Origin of the sequence: Bifidobacterium sp. 2450 (assembly GCF_041900695.1) — a bacterium.
Classification (GTDB): domain Bacteria; phylum Actinomycetota; class Actinomycetes; order Actinomycetales; family Bifidobacteriaceae; genus Bifidobacterium; species Bifidobacterium longum.
Genome location: NZ_JBHEEA010000023.1, coordinates 1 through 19,656, shown reverse-complemented (window position 1 = coordinate 19,656; position 19,656 = coordinate 1). Strand labels below are relative to the sequence as shown.

Here is a 19,656-nt window from a genome sequence, read left to right as displayed (position 1 = left end):
GCCTGCGGGACACGGACCCCAAGGGCCAGCTCTACCGCGCATGGCAGCTCAAGGAACTCCTGCGCACCCTGCTCAAGCACCCGATCGGCCAAGCCGCGGCGAACTGAACCGTTGGGTGTTCCGGGCGTCCCACTCGCGCATACCCGAGATCGTCGAACTCGCCAAGAAGATCCGGCGGCGCCGGCCCGACATCCTGCGCACGATCCGGCTGGGATACTCCAACGCCAGGCTCGAGGCGTCCGACAACAGGATCAAGGCCACCATCCGCATGGCCTACGGATTCCACCACGTCACCAACCTCATCGCCCTGGTCATGCTCAGATGCGGCGGACCCGACATACGCCCACCACAACCAAGAACCTAACCCACGAAAACAGCAGAAGCCTCAGTTTTGCATTGGCCCGAGGCAGCAATACCATCACCGAGGTATGAAATCCCACGGGGCGCGGCGAAGGATAAGCTCAAAAACGAAGAGTGCTGCAAAACCACAGAGTGCATAACGCAAAGCGGGACCACCGTTCACGAAGCCCGCAATCGCCGCAATGGTAAGCGCACCCAAAACCAGCGTGAGCACCGCATAGAACACCACGCGCATACCACCTTTGCGCGCCATAGTCTCGAAGCTCATATGCGTATCCATACCAAACATGGTAATGGGTTGGAATGGGACTCATGACTTCCCCAACGGTGCCAACCTGCCAGTCCTTTGGCGGAACCACACCACATAGACCTTCCTCAACGGTGCCAAGCTGCCACACGCTGGCAGACCAACACCGCTGTGTGCATTCTCCGCGTCGGCGGCAGTCCAAAACTTGGCCCAGCAACGACGCTTGCTTTGCCCAGCGTCGGCAGAGGGCCAAGAATTGGACGCAAACGACACAGAACACACACTCAGCGTCGGCAGAGGGCCAAGATCTGTACCGCTGACGACGGTAAGCCCTCCACAGCGTCGTCAGAGATACAAAACCTGTCCCAACACCGACGCCTGCCACCCCCAGCGTCGCCGGAGTCCCAAGTCTCGGCCCAGCAACGACGCCTACGAGCCCCACACATAAGAAACCGCACCTCCGATCATCGAATCTGAATTACTTCAGTCCAACAACCGGGGTGCGGTTCACTGAGGGGAGCTCCGTCAGTATAGCTATATCAGTCGTCGCCGAGCGTGACGTGCACGCCGCCGACCAGCGAGCTGACCACGTTGTAGATCAGTGCCGCAATGGTGGCCAGCAGGGTGAAGATCACCACTTCGACAATCGAGAAGATGGTGACGCCGGAGACCACAGTGGTAAGGGACAACACGTTCTTGAGATCGAAACCGCCTGCATCAAGACCGGTGGAAGACACGATCTGCGTAATCTGGCTGAATACACCGACCACATCAAGCAGCACCCATACGATCGCGGAGGCAACGACCTGAATAATCGCCACGGCGATGGACAGCATGAACGTCACCTTGGCCACGGACCAAGCATCCACGCGGGTCAGCGACAAGCTCATGCGGCGAGCCCTGGGGGCGCTACGGCGAGGTGCCGGACGCACGGGAGTGGCGGCACCTGAAGAAGGCAACGTGGATTCTTCCGGATCGCTGGACACGGAGCGTGCCACGCGGGGAGCGTGCTCAGTACCGATCAGCGGCTCGACATGCTCGTTCTGCGTATTGCCGACTGCCGGCGGTATGATCTGGGGCTCGTTGTCTTCGAGATTCTCGCTCATCGTTTCTCCTTAACAGGCTTGGCGGTAGCCTCTGCTGTATGCGAGGCTACCAGCTTTTCAGGACGCTGCTCACGCCTCGTCCGCGTTGTTCACATTCTCGCCGGATTGTGCGGTCTCGGCGGTGCCGTTCGCCGCGGCATCGCCGCTGTCCTCGGGCTCGTCCTTCTCCTCGTTACGGGCGATGGAGAGAATCGTGTCGCCCTTGTCGGGCTTGGCGAAGGTCACGCCCTGGGTGTTGCGCCCGGTGCGCTTGACTTCGTCCACGTTGGAGCGAATCACCTTGCCGGACTTCATGATGGCCATGACCTGATCGTCTTCGGACACCACGAGCGCGCCGACCAGAGCACCACGGCCCTCGACCAGTTGCACGGCCTTGATGCCCAAGCCGTTACGGCCCTGCAGACGGTATTCGCTGATGGCGGTGCGCTTGGCGAAGCCCTCGTTAGTGACCACGAACAGGTCCTTGTCGGAGTCGCCAGGGACCACATCCATGGCCAGCAGGCTGTCGCCGTTACGGAACCTCATGCCCTGCACGCCGGCGGTCTGGCGGCCCATCGGGCGCAGCTGCTCGTCGTCGGCCTGGAACTTGAGGCTCATGCCGAGCTTGGAGACCAGGATGATGTCGTCCTCGGCGTTGCACAGCGCGGCGCCGATGAGCTCGTCGGCGTTCTCGCCGTTCTCGTCGGCCATGAGGCGCACGGCGATCAGGCCGCCCTGACGCGGGGAATCGTACTCGGCCAGCGGGGTCTTCTTGACCTTGCCGGAGCGGGTGGCGAGCACCAGATACTTGGCCACCTCGTAGTTCGGGATGGACAGCACGGTCTGGATGGACTCATCAGGCGCGAACTGCAGCAGGTTGGCCACGTGCTGGCCCTTGGAGTCGCGCGAGCCCTCGGGCAGCTCGTAGGCCTTGATGCGGTACACGCGGCCCTTGTTCGTGAAGAACAGCAGCCAGTTGTGCGTGGAGGTCAGGAAGAAGTGATCCACCACGTCGTCCTCGCGCAGCTTGGTGCCCTTGATGCCCTTGCCGCCGCGGTGCTGGGCGCGGTATTCGTCGGCCTTGGTGCGCTTAATGAAGCCGGAGTGGGTCACGGTGACCACCACGTTCTCTTCGGCAATCAGGTCTTCGACGTTCATCTCGCCGGAGAACGGCAGGATCTTGGTACGGCGGTCGTCGCCGTACTTGGCCACGATCTCGTCGAGTTCGTCGCCGATGATCTTGCGCTGGCGTTCCGGCTTGGCGAGGATGTCGATGTAGTCGGCGATCTTGCGCTGCAGTTCCTCATGCTCGGCCACGATCTTGTCGCGGTTCATGCGGGTCAGCGTGCGCAGCTGCATGGCCAGGATGGCGTCCGCCTGCACCTGGTCGATGTCCAGCAGCCCCATAAGGCCCGTACGGGCGGTGTCGGTGTCCTCGGAGGCGCGGATGAGGGCGATGACCTCGTCCAGCATGTCGAGGGCCTTGAGATAGCCCTGCAGGATGTGGTCGCGCTCTTCGGCCTCGCGCTTCAGGTACGCGGTGCGGCGGGCGATCACGTCGAGCTGGTGGTTCACCCAGTGGCGGATGAAGGCGTCCAGGCTCAGCGTGCGCGGCACGCCATCGACCAGCGCCAGCATGTTGGCGCCGAAGGTCTGCTGCAGCTGGGAGTGCTTGTACAGGTTGTTCAGGACCACCTTCGGCACGGCGTCGCGCTTGAGGACCAGCACGAGGCGCTGGCCGGTGCGGCCGGAGGTCTCGTCGCGCATGTCGGCGATGCCTTGGATCTTGCCGTCGCGCACGGCCTCGCGGATGGAGACGACGAGACGGTCCGGGTTGACCTGGTAGGGCAGTTCGGTGACCACCAGGCACATACGGCCGTTGATTTCCTCGGTGTTGACCACGGCTCGCATGGTGATCAGGCCACGGCCGGTGCGGTAGGCCTGTTCGATGCCCTTGTGGCCGAGGATGGTGGCGCCGGTGGGGAAGTCCGGTCCCTTGATGATGCGGATCAGGTTTTCCAGCAGTTCCTCGCGGCTGGCGTCCGGGTGGTCGAGCGCCCAGTGGATGCCGTCCGCCACCTCGCGCATGTTGTGCGGCGGGATGTTGGTGGCCATGCCGACGGCGATGCCGGCGGAACCGTTGACGAGCAGGTTCGGGAAGCGGGCCGGCAGCACGGTCGGCTCCTGGGTCTTGCCGTCGTAGTTGGGCACGAAGTCGACGGTGTCCTTGTCGATGTCGCGCACCATTTCCATGGCCAGCGGGGCCATGCGGCATTCGGTGTAACGCATGGCGGCGGCCGGGTCGTCGCCGGGGGAGCCGAAGTTGCCCTGGCCGTCGACGAGCATGTTGCGCATCGACCAGGACTGGGCCATACGCACCAAGGTGTCGTAGATGGCGGAGTCGCCGTGCGGGTGGTACTTACCCATCACGTCGCCGACCACGCGGGAGCACTTGTTGTAGCCGCGATCGGGGCGGTAGCCGCCGTCGTACATCGCGTAGATCACGCGGCGGTGCACGGGCTTCATGCCGTCGCGCACGTCCGGCAGGGCGCGCTCGACGATTACGGAGAGGGCGTACGCCAGGTAGGATTCGCGCATCTCCTGCTGCAGGTCCTTGCGCTGGATGCGTTCGCCGGTGTCCATCAGGCCGTAGTCGGTGGTGTCCGCCTCCTGCGGGCTCAACGGCTCCATCGAGCCGTCCGGCGTGAACTGCTCGTCGCCGGTGTTGTTTTCATCTGCCACTGTTGTTCCTTTAGTTGTCTAAGTCCGTTGTGTACCTCCCTCTGACGAGGGAGGTTGGAGGATTCCGTTACGCATCGATCCAACGCACGTTCTTGGCGTTGCGCTGGATGAAGAGGCGTCGGGGTTCGACCTCATCGCCCATCAGCATCGAGAAGGTCTCGTCGGCCGCGGCGGCGTCCTCGATGTGCACCTGCTTCAGAATGCGGTGCTCGGGGTCCATGGTGGTCTCCCATAGCTCCTGGTAGCTCATCTCGCCCAGACCCTTGTAGCGCTGGATGCCTTCGCCCTTGGGCAGCTGGCGTCCGTTGGCCTTGCCTTCGGCGAGCACGCGGTCGCGCTCGGCGTCGGTGTACACGAAGTCGTGCGGGCCCTTGGTCCACTTCAGGCGGTACAGCGGCGGCATGGCCACGTACACGTAGCCGGCGGTGATCATCGGGCGCATGTAGCGGAAGAACAGCGTCAGGTTCAGGGTGGCGATATGCGCACCATCCACATCGGCATCGGCCATGATGATGACCTTGTGGTAGCGGACCTTGGAGATGTCGAAGTCCTCGCCGTAGCCGCCGCCGACCGCGGTGATCAGCGATTCGATGGTGTCGGACTTCATCATGCGGTCCAGGCTGGCGCGCTCGGTGTTGAGGATTTTGCCTCGCAGCGGCAGGATGGCCTGCGTGATCGGGTTACGGCCCTGGATGGCGGAGCCGCCTGCGGAATCACCCTCCACGATGAACAGCTCGCACTCTTCCGGGTTGGAGGACTGGCAGTCCTTGAGCTTGTCGGGCATGCCGGCGGACTCGAAGATGGACTTGCGGCGGGTGTTCTCGCGGGCTTTCTTGGCGGCCAGACGAGCGCGGGATGCCTCGATGGCCTTCTGGATGATGTTCTTGGCTTCGGCCGGGTGGGCGTCGAACCAGTCGCCAAGCTTGTCGGTCATCACGCGCTGCACGAAGGTCTTGGCTTCGGAGTTGCCGAGCTTGGTCTTGGTCTGGCCTTCGAACTGCGGGTTGGTGAGCTTGACGGAGATCACGGCGGTCAGGCCTTCACGCACGTCGTCGCCGGAGAGGTTCTCGTCCTTGTCCTTGAGGATGCCCTTGTCTCGCGCGTAACGGTTGACCAGCGAAGTCAGCGCGGCGCGGAAGCCCTCCTCGTGGGTACCGCCCTCGGTGGTGGAGATCGTGTTCGCGAAGGTGTGCACGGCCTCGGAGTAGGCAGTGGTCCACTGCATGGCGAGTTCGGCGGAGATGCCGAGCTTCAAGTCTTCGGCCTCGAAGCTGATGACGTCCTCTTCCACCGGCGTGGCCTTGCGCACCTTGACCAGATAGTCGACGTAGTCCTTGATGCCGTTGAGGTACTGGTAGGTGACGGTCTGGTGCTTTGCGCCGGGCTCGTCCGCGACGTCGCCGGCCACCTCGTCGCCGGCCTGGTCGTTCTCACGCTCGTCGGTCAGGCTGATCTTGAGGCCCTTGTTCAGGAAGGCCATCTGCTGGAAGCGGGAACGCAGCGTCTCGAAGTCGTAGATGGTGGTCTCGAAAATCTTCGGGTCGGCCCAGAAAGTCACAGACGTACCGGTGGACTCGCCTTCGGTCATCGGCTCGCCCTGCTTCAAGGGCGCGGTGGGGTGCTGGTCGATGTACGTCTGGGTCCAGTGGAAGCCCTGACGGCGCACTTCGATGTCCACGCGGGTGGAGAGTGCGTTGACCACGGAGATGCCCACGCCGTGCAGACCGCCGGACACTGCATAACCGCCGCCGCCGAACTTGCCGCCGGCGTGCAGCTTGGTCATCACGGTCTCCACACCAGAGACACCCTCGCCGGGCACCTCATCGACCGGGATACCTCGACCATCGTCCACCACACGGATGCCGTTGTCCGGCAGAATGGTGACCTCGATATGGCTGGCGTATCCGGCCAGCGCCTCGTCGACCGAGTTGTCGACGATCTCATAGACCAGGTGGTGCAAACCGCGCGGGCCGGTGGAACCGATGTACATACCGGGGCGGATACGCACGGCCTCAAGTCCTTCGAGCACCCTCAGATCGGAGGCCTCATAATGCTCGGGGGCCATGGATTCGTCAAGTTCGCCTTCGGTCAATTCCGCATTGTTGATGCGTTCCGCAGCCGCCTTCAGCTGCTCCTCTTTGCTGGTTTCGTCTGCCAACAGGCTTCCTTCCGTGACTACAGGGTCAACCTCCGTCATGAAGGTCATTCACGGAGGCGATATGGCTTACGAGGCCCGTAAAGGGCTCTTCTAACCATTTGACCATACTGCATGTGATTCTACTCGTCTAACCCGACGAGCGCCATAGCGAGGCTTCTGCGAATTTGTTTGGTATCTTGACTACCGCCGCCGAGCCCATTTGCGTGTGTATCCGGCGGCCGGGCCGGTCACGCGAATCTCGGTGATGGTCAATCCTTTGAGATTGCGACGGATGGTATCGGTGAGTTGGGGAATAAGGTAGGTCAGCTGCGTGGCCCAGACCGTGGATTCGGCACGGATGGTCAGTACGCCGTCAGTGAAATCGGCGACTGCCGAATGGCTGGCGATGGCCTGCCCCACCACTTGGTCCCAATGGTTGCGCAATTGTGCAAGCTTCATATTCGCCGCCCAGACGCCATTGCCGGCGATGGTGGTCATCACGCTGCCCAGTTCAGCCGGATCGCGCCCCGGTTTGCCGAAGTTTTCGATGGCCTCTTCACGGCGGCGTCTGTAGTCCTTCAAGGTCGCCCCGCGACGGGAGAGCCGCTCGAATATTTCGGCCGGCAGTTTGGTCTCGTCCAGGTTGAGTTGGCGGGCGATCGGCGGGTTCATGACACTTTCCGTTCTACGGACGCGCTGTCCACCGCGGTTTTTTCGTCATATCTACCCAAACTCTCACTTTCCCGTGAATCGGACAAATTGCCCAGAGTTGGCAATATCATGGAAGCTGGTTCGACCAGTGCGGCCACGTCGATGCGATGGGCCGATTCATAGTCGGGCACATCGCCTTCAGCGGCCACGGTAATCAGCACCTGATCCTGTTTTCTGGCGAAATCAAGAATCTGCGTGCGCCGGCTGTCGTCAAGCTGGGCGAACACATCATCGAGAATCACAATCGGCTGCAATCCCAACCGGTCACGCACTATTTCGAACAATGCCATTTTCAAGGCCAACGCCATCGTCCACATCTCGCCGTTCGAAGCGAACTCGCGGGCGGGAATACCGGCCAACTCAAGGTTCATGTCATCGCGCTGCGGACCGATAAGGTTCACGCCGCGAGCCACTTCACCGGGGTAGATGCGTTGGAAATGCTCGCTAATCTGCGGATACGGATCGTCGAACATCAGCACTTCGTCGAATGAAGGCGCATATGTGAGCGTCACCTGCTCGCCGGCACCGGCCAAGTCAGCGTAAATCGTGGCGAATGGCTCGGCAAGCAGACCGATCACATGAGCGCGCATACGGGTCAACGCCACACCGGCTTCGATGAACTGGCCGGTCCAGATTTCCAAACCGCTCAGAACCGCATCCATCGGCTGGCCATTGTTGGCATTGGCATTCAATTGCTTCAACAATGTGGCACGCTGTTTGGCAATGCGCGTGAACTGTTGCAACGTCTGCATGTATCCGGGCTCGAGCAGAGCCGCAGCCTGATTCATCATGGTGCGGCGTGCTCCCGGATCGCCGTACACCAATCGCTGATCTTCGGGAGTGAAGGAAACGCTGGGAATCTTGCCGATGATATCGCGCAGATACAGCGATGACCCCGAGTTGATGCGGGCTCGGTTGGCACCACGCGCATGAATCGACGCTTCATACGTAGTGGTTTGACCGGCATCATCAGCGACGTTCGCGCGGATGGTGGCCGTGGTCTGCCCGCGTTCGATCAGCGGCAACGTGCTGGACGTGCGATGGCTCGATCCGGTGGACAGCACTTCGACGGCTTCCACCAGATTGGTTTTGCCTAGGCCATTCTTGCCGAACAGGATATTCACGCCTGGTACGAAATCGACCACTACCTGACTCCATGAGCGGTAGTGGTCGAGTGCGAGACGGGAGATGTGCATTAGCGAATCGTTGGAAATTCAGGGATTTCAGTTGTTAAAGCGCATCGGCACGAGCAGGTATCGGTAGTCCATGGACTCGTCGGAATCAGCTTCCTGCTGGCCGTTGAACTCGACCGGCTTGACCGGGGTCGTCATTTTGATGCGCACAAATGGTTCGGTCACGGCGGACAGACCCTCCTTCAGATAGGACGGGTTGAATGCCACGGTGATGTCGTCGCCATCCATGTCGATGCCCAGTGTTTCGCTGGCCTGAGCCTCGTCGACCGATCCGGCGGACAGCGCCACTTCCTGACCGGTGAAGGTCATGCGAATCGGAGCATTGCGTTCGGCGACCAAAGCCACACGGCTGATGGCGTCGAGCAAATCCTGCTTGTTGACTACGGCCTGAATCGGGTATTCGTCGGCGAACAGGCGGTCGACCGCCGGGAATTCACCGTCGATGAGCTGGGAGGTGGAGACGCGGCCGGCGTTTTCGAAGCCGAGCAGCGTCGGGCTATCGACATCGAAATCAAGGCGGATGTTCTGATGCTCGTCAAGAGCACGGGCCACATCCTTGAGCAGGGAGCCGCGAACCAGCGTGGTGGTGTCGACGTCCGGGTTCTGCGGAGTCCAAGTGAAGCTGGCGCGGGCCAAACGGAAGCGATCGGTGGAGGTCATGACGACCTTGTCGCCTTGGAATTGCATGCGAACGCCGGTCAGTACCGGGCGGTTTTCTTCGCGGGAGACGGCAACGCATGCCTGGTTCACTGCCTGAACGAAAGTCGGGGCATCGACTTGGCCGAGCATGGCCGGTACTACAGGCAGATCCGGGTACTCGGTGTCGGGCATGAGCTGCAAGGTGAACTTCGACTTGCCGGACGTGATGGTCAGCGTGGAGCCGTCGGTGACCAGGTACGTTTTCTCCGAACGCAGCGATTTGGTGATATCGGCCAGCAGCTTGCCCTGAACCAGCACGGAACCGGCTTCGTCAACGCCGGCTTCGATGTGGTGGCGAGCGGAAATCTCGTAGTTGAAGGCGGAGAATTGCAGCGTTCCGTCAATGGCTTCCAGCTTGACGCCAGCGAGAATCGGGTTGGAGGGACGTGCGTCGATGACTCGGGAGGTCCAGGCTGCGGCGTCGGCCAGGGCTGCGGTATCGATTTCGACTTTCATGTGTGATTGTTCCCTTCGTCGGATTGGCTGAGAAATATTCTAACCGTTAGGTGGCGAACTTACGTACGATGGGTGACCGGCTGTTACTACGGCGATGATGCTTTTCACGTAACTGAGTAAGTAATCGCCATAATAAGGCCGGTGGATAGTGTGGATAAGTAGGGTTGAGCCCTACAAATGCAACGGTTCATAAGTCCCTGAAAATTGTGGACAAATTCTGCATGGCTTGTGGATAAGTGGACGAGTTTTCCACAGCCAGTTCGTCGAATTTGAGTTTTCCACATCGAGGTCGCGGTTATGCACGAGTTTTCCACAACAAAATAGTGGGTAATCCACGAGTTATCCGCCGAGTTTACCCACATCTGTGCACAACTATGTGGATAACTTTTTTGGTTTTCGCACTTTCGCACGGCGTGTTGAAGGCTGTTTTTCGTCGAGGAGAATCGATTCTGGAGACCGTTTTCGGCACTTTCTTCGTCTCGCTCGCCCAAACCCGCAAAATCGGTCCTCAGAATCGATTCTCTCGTTTCATAGTTTTTTGCGTGTTCCCCTTCGAAACTCCCCTCAGTCGTCTGCGATGACAGATCCCCTCACAAAGGGGAGCCATGAGGAATCTAATGTCTCGAATCCGTTGCCTCGACGTATCCACCAGAATCCGCCTGAGCAACCAAAAACGGCACTTTTCGGAAAGTCAGTCCAAAAAGTGCCGTTTTTCGTCTCTCAGAAGCGTTATGTCAGTTGGTGTTGCTTTGCTTGAGGCGAACCGTGAGCTCCATAACGTAGTTATAGATCTCCTGTTTTTGCTGCATTCGGTCACTGATTCGAGTGCAGGCATGCATTACTGTGGTGTGATCGCGTCCGCCAAAGACCTGGCCAATATCCATCAGGCTCATACTGGTCATTTCGCGAGCCAGATACATGGCGATCTGACGAGGAACAGCCACGTTTTTGGTTCGCGATTTACCGACAAGATCCTCAAACGTCAGGTGGAAGTATTTCGCCACCTGGCTGATGATGTCCGTGGGCTTGATTTCCACATCGGTGGTGAAGAAGTCCTGCAACGTCTGCTCGGCCAAGGCGCGGGTCACCGGCTGATTACTCAGCGAGGCCACGGCCGTAACACGGGTAAGCGCGCCTTCGAGTTCACGAATGTTCTCGGTGAAGCGTTCGGCGATGAGGTCCAACACATCGCTGGGGATTTTCGAACCGTTCATCGAGGCGATCATGCGAAGAATGGCGATTCGGGTCTCCAGATCCGGCGGCTTGACATCTACGGTCAGGCCGGATTCGAAGCGCGAGATGAGTCGAGCCTCGAAACCCTTCAAATTCTTGGGCGCCACATCGGAAGCAATGACAATACGCTTATTTGCCTGATGCAGTGCATTGAACGTATGGAAGAACTGATCCAAGGTGGCTTCCTTGCCGCCGAGGAACTGGATATCGTCAATAAGCAACACATCAACCTGTCGGTATCGACGGTTGAATTCAGCAATCTGACCCTGGCTTTGGTTCGGGTTTTGCAGCGCGTCGATGAATTCGTTCGTGAATTCCTCAGACGTGACGTATCGAACCTTCAGTCCGGGATCCTTGACCAGTGCATAGTTGCCGATGGCGTTCAGCAAGTGGGTTTTGCCCAGGCCCGATCCGCCATAGATACACAACGGGTTGAAATCCTGACCGGAACCTTCAGCCACGGCCAGTGCGACCGTACGGGCAAAACGGTTGGAATCGCCGGGCACGAAGGAATCAAACGTGAAGTTCTTATTGAGATGAGTCTCGGGATCGCGATTCATCTTCTGCTGACCGACCGGGAACTGCGGCTCGGTGGCGGGCATCGGTTCCCGCGGTGCGGCTACCGGCTTTGCACCATAGGATTCTTTACCGAACTCGGCGACAGTCGGAGAAATTTCCGAAGGATATGGCTGCGCCGGCTTTGCCTCCGAAAGCGGTTCGGGCTCGGTTTTCGGCACGACCTTGAACGCGGGAAACATATTTTCGCCGGTTACCGTACGTAATGCCTGAAGCAGGGAACCGTTCAAATCACCCTGAATGGCTTGAAGCGTGTCGTTGTTGTCCACACACAGCACGATGGTCGAACCGAAGACGCCTTCAGGAACAACGCCTTCCAACCAGCCTTTTTCTCGTGGGCTGAGCGAAGCGCTGTGTTTGAGCACCGTCAGCGTGTCTGACCAGATGTGGGCGGCCTCGATTACGGGGTCGCCGGAAGCGTTAACCATGGTGGCCCCTTCTGTCGCTGTGGCGAAATATGTACAACAGATAATATTTACTCTGGTTTAGACAAGTTATCCACCGTGTCGCGTGTTGAAATAACTGGATTGTGAATAACAAACATGTAATTTGTGGATAACTTTTGGCCGTGAATGGTTGGTATTCCGCCGATTGTAAGAGATTTGTGGCGTGTCTTGCAACGTGTCGAAATGTGAAAATACTCCGTCCGTTTTGACTTGAGGGTAGGGGTGAGAGTACTTTGGTATAGCTTGACTCACGTGAGGGCAGCGCGAAGCGTTGCCGAATAGACCTAGGAGCAATGGATTATGAAGAGGACGTTCCAGCCGAACAACCGTCGTCGCCACATGAAGCACGGCTTCCGCCTGCGCATGCGCACCCGTTCTGGCCGTGCGGTGATCAACCGTCGTCGTGCCAAGGGCCGCAAGTCCCTCTCCGCCTGATCATTCCGATCAGTGCCACAGGCATAGTCGAGGTGGAGCGGCTTCAAAGCCATCGTGATTTCGTCACCGTGCTGAAACGCCGGCGCAAAGCAGGTGGCAAGGATATCGTCGTGCACTATTTAGTGCCCGACGACCATCATGATGATGACGACCGGACGGTGCATCGCCGTTTGGGATTAGCTGTCTCCAAATCGGTAGGACATGCGGTCACCCGTAATACGGTGAAGCGTAGGTTTCGTGTATCGGCCAGAGCCCATGAGGATCTGCTGCCCGCGCATTGCGATATCGTTTTGCGCGCCAAGCCCAGTGCCGCGACCGCATCGTTCGCTTCGCTAGATCGGCAGATCGCGAAGGCTTTTGCCACAGTGGCGCATAAGGTGGCTGAGGCATGACAGCTTCTTTCAAGGCGGTGATGATTGGTGGGGTGCGCTGGTATCAACAGCACATCTCGGCAAACACACCGCCTTGTTGCAAGTATTATCCAACGTGCTCGAATTATGCCATTGAGGCATTGGAACGGTATGGCGCGTTCAAAGGGGGAGTGCTCGCCGTGCTGAGATTACTGCGTTGCCGGCCGTGGAGTCGTGGGGGAATCGACGATGTTCCACAACGGTATTCCATTTTTTACAGATTTTCGTGGTCGAAGGCTCATGAAGAGCCCCGACTGACACCATTGGCCACAACCCAAAGAGAGGCCCAACGATGAACTCAAATGAATTTCTGCTTGATAGCGGGTTTTGGGGATTTCTATATAAAATCCTGACTCCCGTTGAGTGGTTGCAGACCTGGATCATGAAGATCGTGCATGACTTCTTCGTGATGCTGGGCATGAGCCCGATTGGTGTCTCATGGGTGCTTGCCATTATCATCCTGGTGCTGGTGGTGCAGGCTTGTATCTTCCCGCTGTTCTACAAGCAGATGAAGTCGATGCGCAAGATGCAGGCATTGGCGCCGAAGATGCAGCGTATTCAGAACAAGTACAAAGGTAAGACGGATCAGGCTTCCAAGGAAGCCATGAGTCGTGAAACCATGAAACTGTATCAAGACAATGACGCCAATCCGGCTGGCTCCTGCTTGCCTATGCTCATTCAGGGCCCGGTGTTCATGTCCATGTTCTACACGCTGTCCGCCATTCCATACATTGCCAACGGTAAACGCGATGCGTTGGGCGCGTTCGACGTAGCAACCGCCAAGCAATTCACTCAAACCGATGTGTTCGGCATTGTCAGCGTGACCGATAACTTCACCAGTGCTGCCACTAGTGGCAAGGCGGTCATCGGTATCTTTGTGTTCCTGATGTGCTTCTGCCTGTGGTTTATGCAGTACTTCAGCATGAAGCGCAACATGGCAGCTGCTTCGATGAACAAACAGACCGAGACCATGCAGAAGGCTATGCTGTGGCTCTTCCCGGTGATGTACGTCTTCTCCGGTGCCACCATGCCGTTCGCCGTGCTGGTCTACTGGCTGACCAACAACGTGTGCAACCTCTGCCGCACATTGTGGCAGGTGTACGCATTCCCGACCCCTGGCTCTCCGGCTGCGGCGGACAAGGAGAAGCGCGATCATCGTAATGAGAATGCTCGCCGCGCAAAGGCCGGCCTGCCCTCTCTGGAAGAAGAAGCATTGGCCAAGGCCAAGGAAGAGGCCGAGCATAAGGCCACTCAGGGCTATCAGCGTCAACAGCCCGTGCGTAAGCGCAAAAAGAAGTGACGACTATGTCGGTGCGAGTTCGATGTTTCACGTGAAACATTCAACACGCACCGACATTACTTTCTCTGTTCGGGGGGCAGGGCTTAGACTTGGAATTCAAACACGACATGAAGGAGTAGCGTATGGCACAGGATGACGTGAAGTCGATCGACCAGCTCAACGAAGAGGCTGACATCGCCGCGGATTACCTTGAAGGCCTACTGGATATCGCCGACTATGAGGGCGACATTGAGATGGGCGTGCGTAATGACCGCCCCACCGTGCAAATCGTTGCTGATGACGATACCGACATCAAACATCTTATTGGCCGTAATGGTGAAGTCGTTGATGCTCTGCAGCAATTGACTCGTCTGGCTGTACAGCAGAAGACCGGCGAGCGTTCCCATCTGATTGTGGATGTCGACGGTTTCCTGAAGCGCAAGCGTCAGCACCTCCGTGATATCGCCCTGGATGCCATTGACGCAGTGAAGGATTCCGGCGAGCCGTATGACTTGAAGTCGATGAATTCCTTCGAACGTAAAGTCGTTCACGATGTGGTTCGGGAAGGGGGGCTGAAGTCTCGCTCGCACGGTGAGGAGCCTCATCGTTATGTGACGGTGTATCTCAAGAACAAAGTCGAGGATGTTGCCGAAGACGACGAGCTTGATCAGGAGTAATAGGTCGACGAGTTTTTGAGATGACAGAGACGCTCAACGGATGTCGTCTCTAAACAAACAGGAGTGACCGCAGGGAGAATGGCGTCGTAATGAGCGACGCCTTTTCCATGTTGATTGTTTCACGTGAAACATGGTGAGGGAGATGGCTATGACGGATCAGCTGCAGGGGTCACCTGTACTTGCTGAGGTCTTGGGTGATGCGTTGCCGAAGTTGGAGTGTTTCTATGCCAAGATTGCCGAAGAGGGTGAACCTCGTGGATTGATCGGCCCCCGTGACGTCGATATCATTTGGGAACGGCATATTCTGAATTCCGCTGCGATTGTGCCGTACGTTCGGAATGCGACGAATGGTATTCGCTTCAAAACAGTTGCCGATGTCGGCAGTGGTGGTGGTTTTCCTGGATTGGTGGCTGCCGCGTGTTTGCCGGATCATGACTTCACGCTGATTGAACCAATGGAGCGGCGAATCGAATGGTTGCATGAATGTGTTGACTTGATGCAACTGCAGAACGTTGAGATTATTCGTGGACGCTCCGATGCCGTCATCCAGCAGGTACGGAAGCGGGAAATTCATCCGTTCGCTGTTGTCACGTGTCGTGCGGTTGCTCCTATGACCAAACTCTCCGGCTGGACGTTGCCGTTGCTGAAACCGTCAGGACAGTTGATCGCACTGAAGGGACGGTCTGCTCAGGCTGAAATCGACAAGGCTGGCAAGGAGATTGCAAAATTCGGTGGTCGTCGTCCACGCGTCGTTGAGGCGGCTGTCGGACCGGATCTTGAGCCTACCCACGTGGTGATTGTAGATAAGCGATGAGTGGAGTACTGATTGAGTTATCCACATTTCCATATGTGCGTTAAAGTTGTCCACATTTTTACGGGACGATGTGCACAATGATGAAAACAGTGATTTTTCAATGTCTTTCGTCTGTGAATACACAATCTAACACTCAGCGTCATCCACACTTATCCACACTTATCCACATTGCATATCGCAATTGTGGATAACGAGCATCATGTCCATACGAATGAGAACACTGGAACTTACGTCTGTGCAAGGAGGAGCGATGGCCACCAAGGATCATCAGTCGGAACCTATAGAATCGGCTTCCGAAACGCTTCAGCGAATATTCGATGGTCACGGTTCAGTGCTTGGTAGCCAAATGGCTGATGAAAGCTCACGGTACGATGTACTCAAGAAAACCGATTTCCCAAAGCCTCAACGGACTCGTCGTATCGCCGTGGCCAACCAGAAGGGGGGAGTGGGTAAAACCACATCCACGGTAAACACCGCTGCGGCGCTGGCGAACAAGGGCGCGCAGGTGTTGGTCATCGATATGGACCCGCAGGGCAATGCCTCTACGGCGTTGGGTGTATCTCATGCATTGGGAGAGCCCTCGGTCTATGACGTTATCGAGGGGCGTTCCGATCTGGGTGATGTTATCACGGTCTGTCCTGATTTTCCCACACTTGATGTTGTGCCTGCATCAATCGATCTCAGCGGTGCTGAGTTGGAAGTGGTTGATCTGCCCAACCGAAACACGTTGCTGAAGGAGGCCCTAGACCTCTACCTACGTCAATCAGATAAACACTATGATTACGTGTTTATTGATTGCCCGCCCAGCTTGGGCCTCTTGGTCATCAACGCCATGTGTGCAGTGACCGAGATGCTGATTCCTATTCAGGCTGAGTATTACGCATTGGAGGGTCTTGGCCAGCTGATTAACACGATTGGTTTGGTGCAAGAGCATTTCAATCCCGTACTGCTGGTGTCCACCATGCTCGTCACGATGTTCGATCGTCGAACGCTATTGAGCCGTGAAGTATATAACGAGGTTAAGGGACACTATCCCAGCATTGTGCTGAATACCACCATCCCGCGTTCAGTCAAGATCTCCGAAGCGCCGAGTTTCTCCCAATCGGTGATTGCCTATGACCCTCGTGGCATAGGTGCCATATCGTATGGTGAAGCAGCTTTGGAAATCGCACAGCGTTCGCAACAAGTCCTTGACACCATTGATGCGAGGAGGAACAAGTAATGGCATCAAAATCACGACTCGGTAAGGGCCTTGGCGCTTTGTTCCCCACATTGCCAGGGGAGGAGCCGGTGGCGGAACAGCCCGCAATGATTGCGGAGGATTCGTCTACTCCGGAGGCCACTGCTGACATAACCCCCGCCAAGAAGGCCACTGCTGACATAACCCCCGCCAAGAAGGCCACTGCCCAGCAGGAATCAAAGCCTGCCGCGCCTCAGACGGTATCGTCCAGCAAGGCAGCCAAGAAAGCCGCCGGTAAACGTGCATCCATGCCCGCATTGGATACCATTACTCATCCTAGCGACCTGTTTTTCGGTACGGAGAAACCTCAAACCGGTAAGGTCGCCGCACCTCAGCAGGGCGGCAAGTCGTCTGCGCGTCAGACGGCACATCGTACATCCGTCACTGTCAAAGATGTTTCCCGTGAAACATCTTTGACTGCATCGGCGGCAAAGACCGCTGACACAGATAAGAAGGACGAGCTCAAGCCGGTAGCCGGTGGTTATCTGGCTGAACTCAAACTGTCTGATATCGGGCCCAATGCACATCAGCCTCGTACCATCTTCGACGAGGATGAGTTGAATGAGCTGTCTGCTTCCATTAAAGAAGTTGGTGTGCTGCAACCGATAGTCGTGCGCAAGCGTCCGGCAAGCCAGATTGCTGCGGCCAAAGACGCCAAGCACGACGAGACGGAATCCAGCACGAATCCGTTTGCCGGTCATTTGGACAGCCCGTATGAGCTCATTATGGGTGAACGCCGTTGGCGTGCTTCTCAGTTGGCTGGGTTGGAGACGATTCCCGCCATCGTCAAAACCACTGCGGATGATGATATGCTCCGCGATGCGTTGCTGGAAAACTTGCACCGTGTGGCCTTGAATCCGCTGGAAGAGGCGGCTGCCTACCAGCAGATGATTGAAGAGTTCGGGTTGACACAAGTACAACTGTCCAAGTCGGTGTCCAAGTCTCGCCCGCAAATCGCCAATACCTTGCGACTGCTGAACCTGCCGGCCTCTGTGCAAAAGAGAGTGGCTGCCGGTGTGCTATCGTCCGGTCATGCGCGTGCGCTATTGGGCCTGAGCGATCCGGAGGAAATGGACAAGCTGGCTTCTCGTATTATTGCGGAAGGTCTTTCTGTACGCAGCACCGAAGAAATCGTCGCCATGAAGATTGCGTCGGGGGAGCAGCCGAAGAAGCCTAAGACGTCTAAGACCAATCCTTGGGTTGGTTCCGCTATCCAGCAGAGTTTGGAAAATCATTTCGATACCAAGGTGTCGATTAAGGGCAGCACCAGGCATGGTCGCATCGAAATCGTCTTCTCGTCACCAGAGGATATGGATCGTATCCTGCAGCTGCTGGTGCCGAGTCAAGGCGATGCCGATTCCAAATGGGTGTAACGCGATACGAACATTCGTGTTGTCGCCGGCATCGTCAGCGACAACACCGATGCTTAGCGTTGTCGCTTGGCATTGTATCGGCTTGTCGCTGTCGCCGGCATTATTGCTGTGCAGTGCGTTGTATGCGCAAGACGTTATAGCCTCTGCGTGATTCCTGGCAGGGGCGTATGCCCGCGCTGTGATAACGCCTGAGATTTTGCGCACTTTGGTTTGGGCTTGAGATAGGGGCATGGCCCGTGTCCTGTGTACGATTTTCAGTCGCCAGACATTAGAAAACCGCGATTGGAAACGAGGGCACGAAGCCATGTCACAGCAGATTCTACAGGTCGACCAGGCCATGTTGGAAACCACCCTGGACCGGATGGTCCGCAAAAGCGTCGAGGAGACCCTGAACGCGATGCTCGACGCCGAGGCCGACGAGATCACCGGCGCCGCGCGCTACGAGCGCAGCGGGGACCGCAAGGCGTACCGGGCCGGCCACTACGAGCGCGACCTGACCGTCAAGGCCGGCAAAATGAGCCTGAAAGTGCCGAAACTCAAGGGCGCGGTGTTCGAGTCGGCCGTGATCGAACGATACCGTCGGCGTGAGGAGAGCGTCGAGGAGGCCTTGATCGACATGTACCTGGCCGGCGTCTCCACCCGCCAGGTCGATGATGTCAGCCGGCTCCTGTGGGGCGACCGCATGCCCTCGCAGACCCTGAGCGACAAGCTCAAGCGCGTCTATGCGGATATCGACGCATGGCGGGGCAGGCCCCTCGAACAGGATTACCCGTACCTGTTCATGGACGGCGTGTGGCACAAAAGGTGCTGGGGCGGGTCCGTGGAGAACGTGAGCATCCTGGTGGCCATCGGCGTCGGCATGGACGGGCGGCGCGAGGTGCTTTCGGTGGCCGAGGGCATGAAGGAGGACGCGGAAAGCTGGCGCGAATTCATCAAAGGCATGCTCGCACGAGGCCTCAAGGGCGTGAGACTGGTGACGGGAGATCGGTGCGCGGGGCTGGTCGCCGCCGCGGGCGAGCTGCTGCCCGATGCCCGCTACCAGCGGTGCATGGTGCATTTCGAGCGCAACATACTCGCCAGGGTCAACCCCGGGAACCGCGACTGGGCGGCCGACGCACTGAAGGCCGTGTTCTCCATGGAATCACGCGACAAGGCGTTGGAGAAGGCCGAATCCGTCGCCCGGGACATGGAATCCAGGAAACTCAAGGAGGCCGCCAAATGCCTGCGCGAGGGCATCGGCGAGACCACGACCTACCTGCTCGACGACTACCCGCGCGAGCATAGGCGTCGGATCCGCACCAACAACATGATCGAACGGCTCAACCGCGAGATCAGGCGCAGGACCCGCGTGGTCGGCTCGTTCCCCGACGGACGCAGCGCGTTGATGCTCGTCTGCGCGAGGGTCCGCTACGTGACATCCGACGAGTGGTCGACGCGCCGCTACCTCGACATGTCAAGGCTCGGTGAGACCGTACCAGCAGCGAACTGATCACCGCCACAGGGACGGGCGAAGACCAAAGTGCGCAAGAGTTCGGGCACTACC

At 58.1% G+C, this 19,656-nt stretch carries 18 protein-coding genes; 10 read left to right on the top strand and 8 right to left on the bottom strand.

Annotated elements, in window-relative coordinates:
* Window positions 1–115: 115 nt before the first annotated feature.
* Complete coding sequence (locus ACEUKI_RS10220) at window positions 116–364, top strand: transposase (protein ID WP_374156838.1); 249 nt, start codon at window positions 116–118, stop codon at window positions 362–364.
* A gap of 54 nt (window positions 365–418) precedes the next feature.
* Here ACEUKI_RS10220 and ACEUKI_RS10215 read toward each other — a convergent pair whose 3' ends face one another.
* The 8 genes from ACEUKI_RS10215 to dnaA form a co-directional block, all read right to left on the bottom strand.
* A complete protein-coding gene (locus ACEUKI_RS10215) occupies window positions 419–640 on the bottom strand; it encodes a hypothetical protein (RefSeq protein WP_179133548.1) in 222 nt (73 codons plus the stop codon).
* Between the two features lie 506 nt (window positions 641–1,146).
* Entirely contained in the window at window positions 1,147–1,713 is a 567-nt protein-coding gene (locus ACEUKI_RS10210; RefSeq protein ID WP_115769868.1) for a DUF3566 domain-containing protein, read from the bottom strand.
* 69 nt (window positions 1,714–1,782) lie between these two features.
* Window positions 1,783–4,434 carry a DNA gyrase subunit A gene (gene gyrA / locus ACEUKI_RS10205; protein WP_080785671.1) on the bottom strand — a complete coding sequence of 884 codons (2,652 nt, stop codon included), beginning with the start codon at window positions 4,432–4,434 and terminating at the stop codon, window positions 1,783–1,785.
* A 67-nt stretch (window positions 4,435–4,501) separates the two neighbouring features.
* A complete protein-coding gene (gene gyrB, locus ACEUKI_RS10200) occupies window positions 4,502–6,640 on the bottom strand; it encodes a DNA topoisomerase (ATP-hydrolyzing) subunit B (protein WP_179133549.1) in 2,139 nt (712 codons plus the stop codon).
* Between the two features lie 132 nt (window positions 6,641–6,772).
* The gene (locus tag ACEUKI_RS10195) at window positions 6,773–7,243 is read right to left on the bottom strand and encodes a DUF721 domain-containing protein (protein ID WP_008783054.1); all 471 of its coding nucleotides are present in this window, start codon (window positions 7,241–7,243) and stop codon (window positions 6,773–6,775) included.
* Complete coding sequence (recF, locus tag ACEUKI_RS10190) at window positions 7,240–8,478, bottom strand: DNA replication/repair protein RecF (RefSeq protein WP_115769871.1); 1,239 nt, start codon at window positions 8,476–8,478, stop codon at window positions 7,240–7,242. Before recF ends, ACEUKI_RS10195 begins: the two co-directional genes overlap by 4 nt.
* Before the next feature lie 27 nt (window positions 8,479–8,505).
* On the bottom strand, window positions 8,506–9,630 hold the full coding sequence (dnaN, locus tag ACEUKI_RS10185) for a DNA polymerase III subunit beta (RefSeq protein ID WP_115769872.1): 1,125 nt from the start codon (window positions 9,628–9,630) through the stop codon (window positions 8,506–8,508).
* Window positions 9,631–10,364: 734 nt separating this feature from the next.
* Entirely contained in the window at window positions 10,365–11,867 is a 1,503-nt protein-coding gene (gene dnaA, locus ACEUKI_RS10180) for a chromosomal replication initiator protein DnaA (protein WP_080785677.1), read from the bottom strand.
* Between the two features lie 318 nt (window positions 11,868–12,185).
* On the opposite strand from dnaA, the gene rpmH reads away from it, so the two are divergent.
* The 9 genes from rpmH (at window position 12,186) to ACEUKI_RS10135 (ending at window position 19,602) form a co-directional block, all read left to right on the top strand.
* Window positions 12,186–12,320: a 50S ribosomal protein L34 gene (gene rpmH, locus ACEUKI_RS10175; protein ID WP_007054596.1), complete on the top strand. Its 135-nt coding sequence runs from the start codon at window positions 12,186–12,188 to the stop codon at window positions 12,318–12,320.
* Between the two features lie 32 nt (window positions 12,321–12,352).
* The gene (rnpA, locus tag ACEUKI_RS10170; protein WP_080785678.1) at window positions 12,353–12,712 is read left to right on the top strand and encodes a ribonuclease P protein component; all 360 of its coding nucleotides are present in this window, start codon (window positions 12,353–12,355) and stop codon (window positions 12,710–12,712) included.
* Complete coding sequence (gene yidD, locus ACEUKI_RS10165) at window positions 12,709–13,026, top strand: membrane protein insertion efficiency factor YidD (RefSeq protein ID WP_032685026.1); 318 nt, start codon at window positions 12,709–12,711, stop codon at window positions 13,024–13,026. Before rnpA ends, yidD begins: the two co-directional genes overlap by 4 nt.
* On the top strand, window positions 13,023–14,030 hold the full coding sequence (yidC, locus tag ACEUKI_RS10160) for a membrane protein insertase YidC (protein WP_080785679.1): 1,008 nt from the start codon (window positions 13,023–13,025) through the stop codon (window positions 14,028–14,030). Before yidD ends, yidC begins: the two co-directional genes overlap by 4 nt.
* A 122-nt stretch (window positions 14,031–14,152) precedes the next feature.
* Window positions 14,153–14,686: a R3H domain-containing nucleic acid-binding protein gene (locus tag ACEUKI_RS10155; protein ID WP_144169306.1), complete on the top strand. Its 534-nt coding sequence runs from the start codon at window positions 14,153–14,155 to the stop codon at window positions 14,684–14,686.
* 148 nt (window positions 14,687–14,834) lie between these two features.
* Entirely contained in the window at window positions 14,835–15,500 is a 666-nt protein-coding gene (gene rsmG / locus ACEUKI_RS10150; protein WP_144169305.1) for a 16S rRNA (guanine(527)-N(7))-methyltransferase RsmG, read from the top strand.
* Window positions 15,501–15,750: 250 nt separating this feature from the next.
* Window positions 15,751–16,722 (top strand): ParA family protein, encoded by a 972-nt coding sequence (locus ACEUKI_RS10145; RefSeq protein ID WP_179133550.1) that lies wholly within the window; start codon window positions 15,751–15,753, stop codon window positions 16,720–16,722.
* Window positions 16,722–18,113, top strand: a complete 1,392-nt coding sequence (locus ACEUKI_RS10140; RefSeq protein WP_374156837.1) for a ParB/RepB/Spo0J family partition protein — start codon at window positions 16,722–16,724, stop codon at window positions 18,111–18,113. Before ACEUKI_RS10145 ends, ACEUKI_RS10140 begins: the two co-directional genes overlap by 1 nt.
* A gap of 304 nt (window positions 18,114–18,417) precedes the next feature.
* Entirely contained in the window at window positions 18,418–19,602 is a 1,185-nt protein-coding gene (locus ACEUKI_RS10135; RefSeq protein WP_131218582.1) for an IS256 family transposase, read from the top strand.
* Window positions 19,603–19,656: the final 54 nt, after the last annotated feature.

What these genes read in the sequence shown, in the direction of transcription:
- ACEUKI_RS10215 (WP_179133548.1), bottom strand. Translation starts at nt 640, where the DNA reads ATGGATACGCATATGAGCTTCGAGACTATGGCGCGCAAAGGTGGTATG.
- ACEUKI_RS10210 (WP_115769868.1), bottom strand. Translation starts at nt 1,713, where the DNA reads ATGAGCGAGAATCTCGAAGACAACGAGCCCCAGATCATACCGCCGGCA.
- gyrB (WP_179133549.1), bottom strand. Translation starts at nt 6,640, where the DNA reads ATGACCTTCATGACGGAGGTTGACCCTGTAGTCACGGAAGGAAGCCTG.
- ACEUKI_RS10195 (WP_008783054.1), bottom strand. Translation starts at nt 7,243, where the DNA reads ATGAACCCGCCGATCGCCCGCCAACTCAACCTGGACGAGACCAAACTG.
- recF (WP_115769871.1), bottom strand. Translation starts at nt 8,478, where the DNA reads ATGCACATCTCCCGTCTCGCACTCGACCACTACCGCTCATGGAGTCAG.
- dnaN (WP_115769872.1), bottom strand. Translation starts at nt 9,630, where the DNA reads ATGAAAGTCGAAATCGATACCGCAGCCCTGGCCGACGCCGCAGCCTGG.
- dnaA (WP_080785677.1), bottom strand. Translation starts at nt 11,867, where the DNA reads ATGGTTAACGCTTCCGGCGACCCCGTAATCGAGGCCGCCCACATCTGG.
- rpmH (WP_007054596.1), top strand. Translation starts at nt 12,186, where the DNA reads ATGAAGAGGACGTTCCAGCCGAACAACCGTCGTCGCCACATGAAGCAC.
- yidD (WP_032685026.1), top strand. Translation starts at nt 12,709, where the DNA reads ATGACAGCTTCTTTCAAGGCGGTGATGATTGGTGGGGTGCGCTGGTAT.
- yidC (WP_080785679.1), top strand. Translation starts at nt 13,023, where the DNA reads ATGAACTCAAATGAATTTCTGCTTGATAGCGGGTTTTGGGGATTTCTA.
- ACEUKI_RS10155 (WP_144169306.1), top strand. Translation starts at nt 14,153, where the DNA reads ATGGCACAGGATGACGTGAAGTCGATCGACCAGCTCAACGAAGAGGCT.
- rsmG (WP_144169305.1), top strand. Translation starts at nt 14,835, where the DNA reads ATGACGGATCAGCTGCAGGGGTCACCTGTACTTGCTGAGGTCTTGGGT.
- ACEUKI_RS10145 (WP_179133550.1), top strand. Translation starts at nt 15,751, where the DNA reads ATGGCCACCAAGGATCATCAGTCGGAACCTATAGAATCGGCTTCCGAA.
- ACEUKI_RS10140 (WP_374156837.1), top strand. Translation starts at nt 16,722, where the DNA reads ATGGCATCAAAATCACGACTCGGTAAGGGCCTTGGCGCTTTGTTCCCC.
- ACEUKI_RS10135 (WP_131218582.1), top strand. Translation starts at nt 18,418, where the DNA reads ATGTCACAGCAGATTCTACAGGTCGACCAGGCCATGTTGGAAACCACC.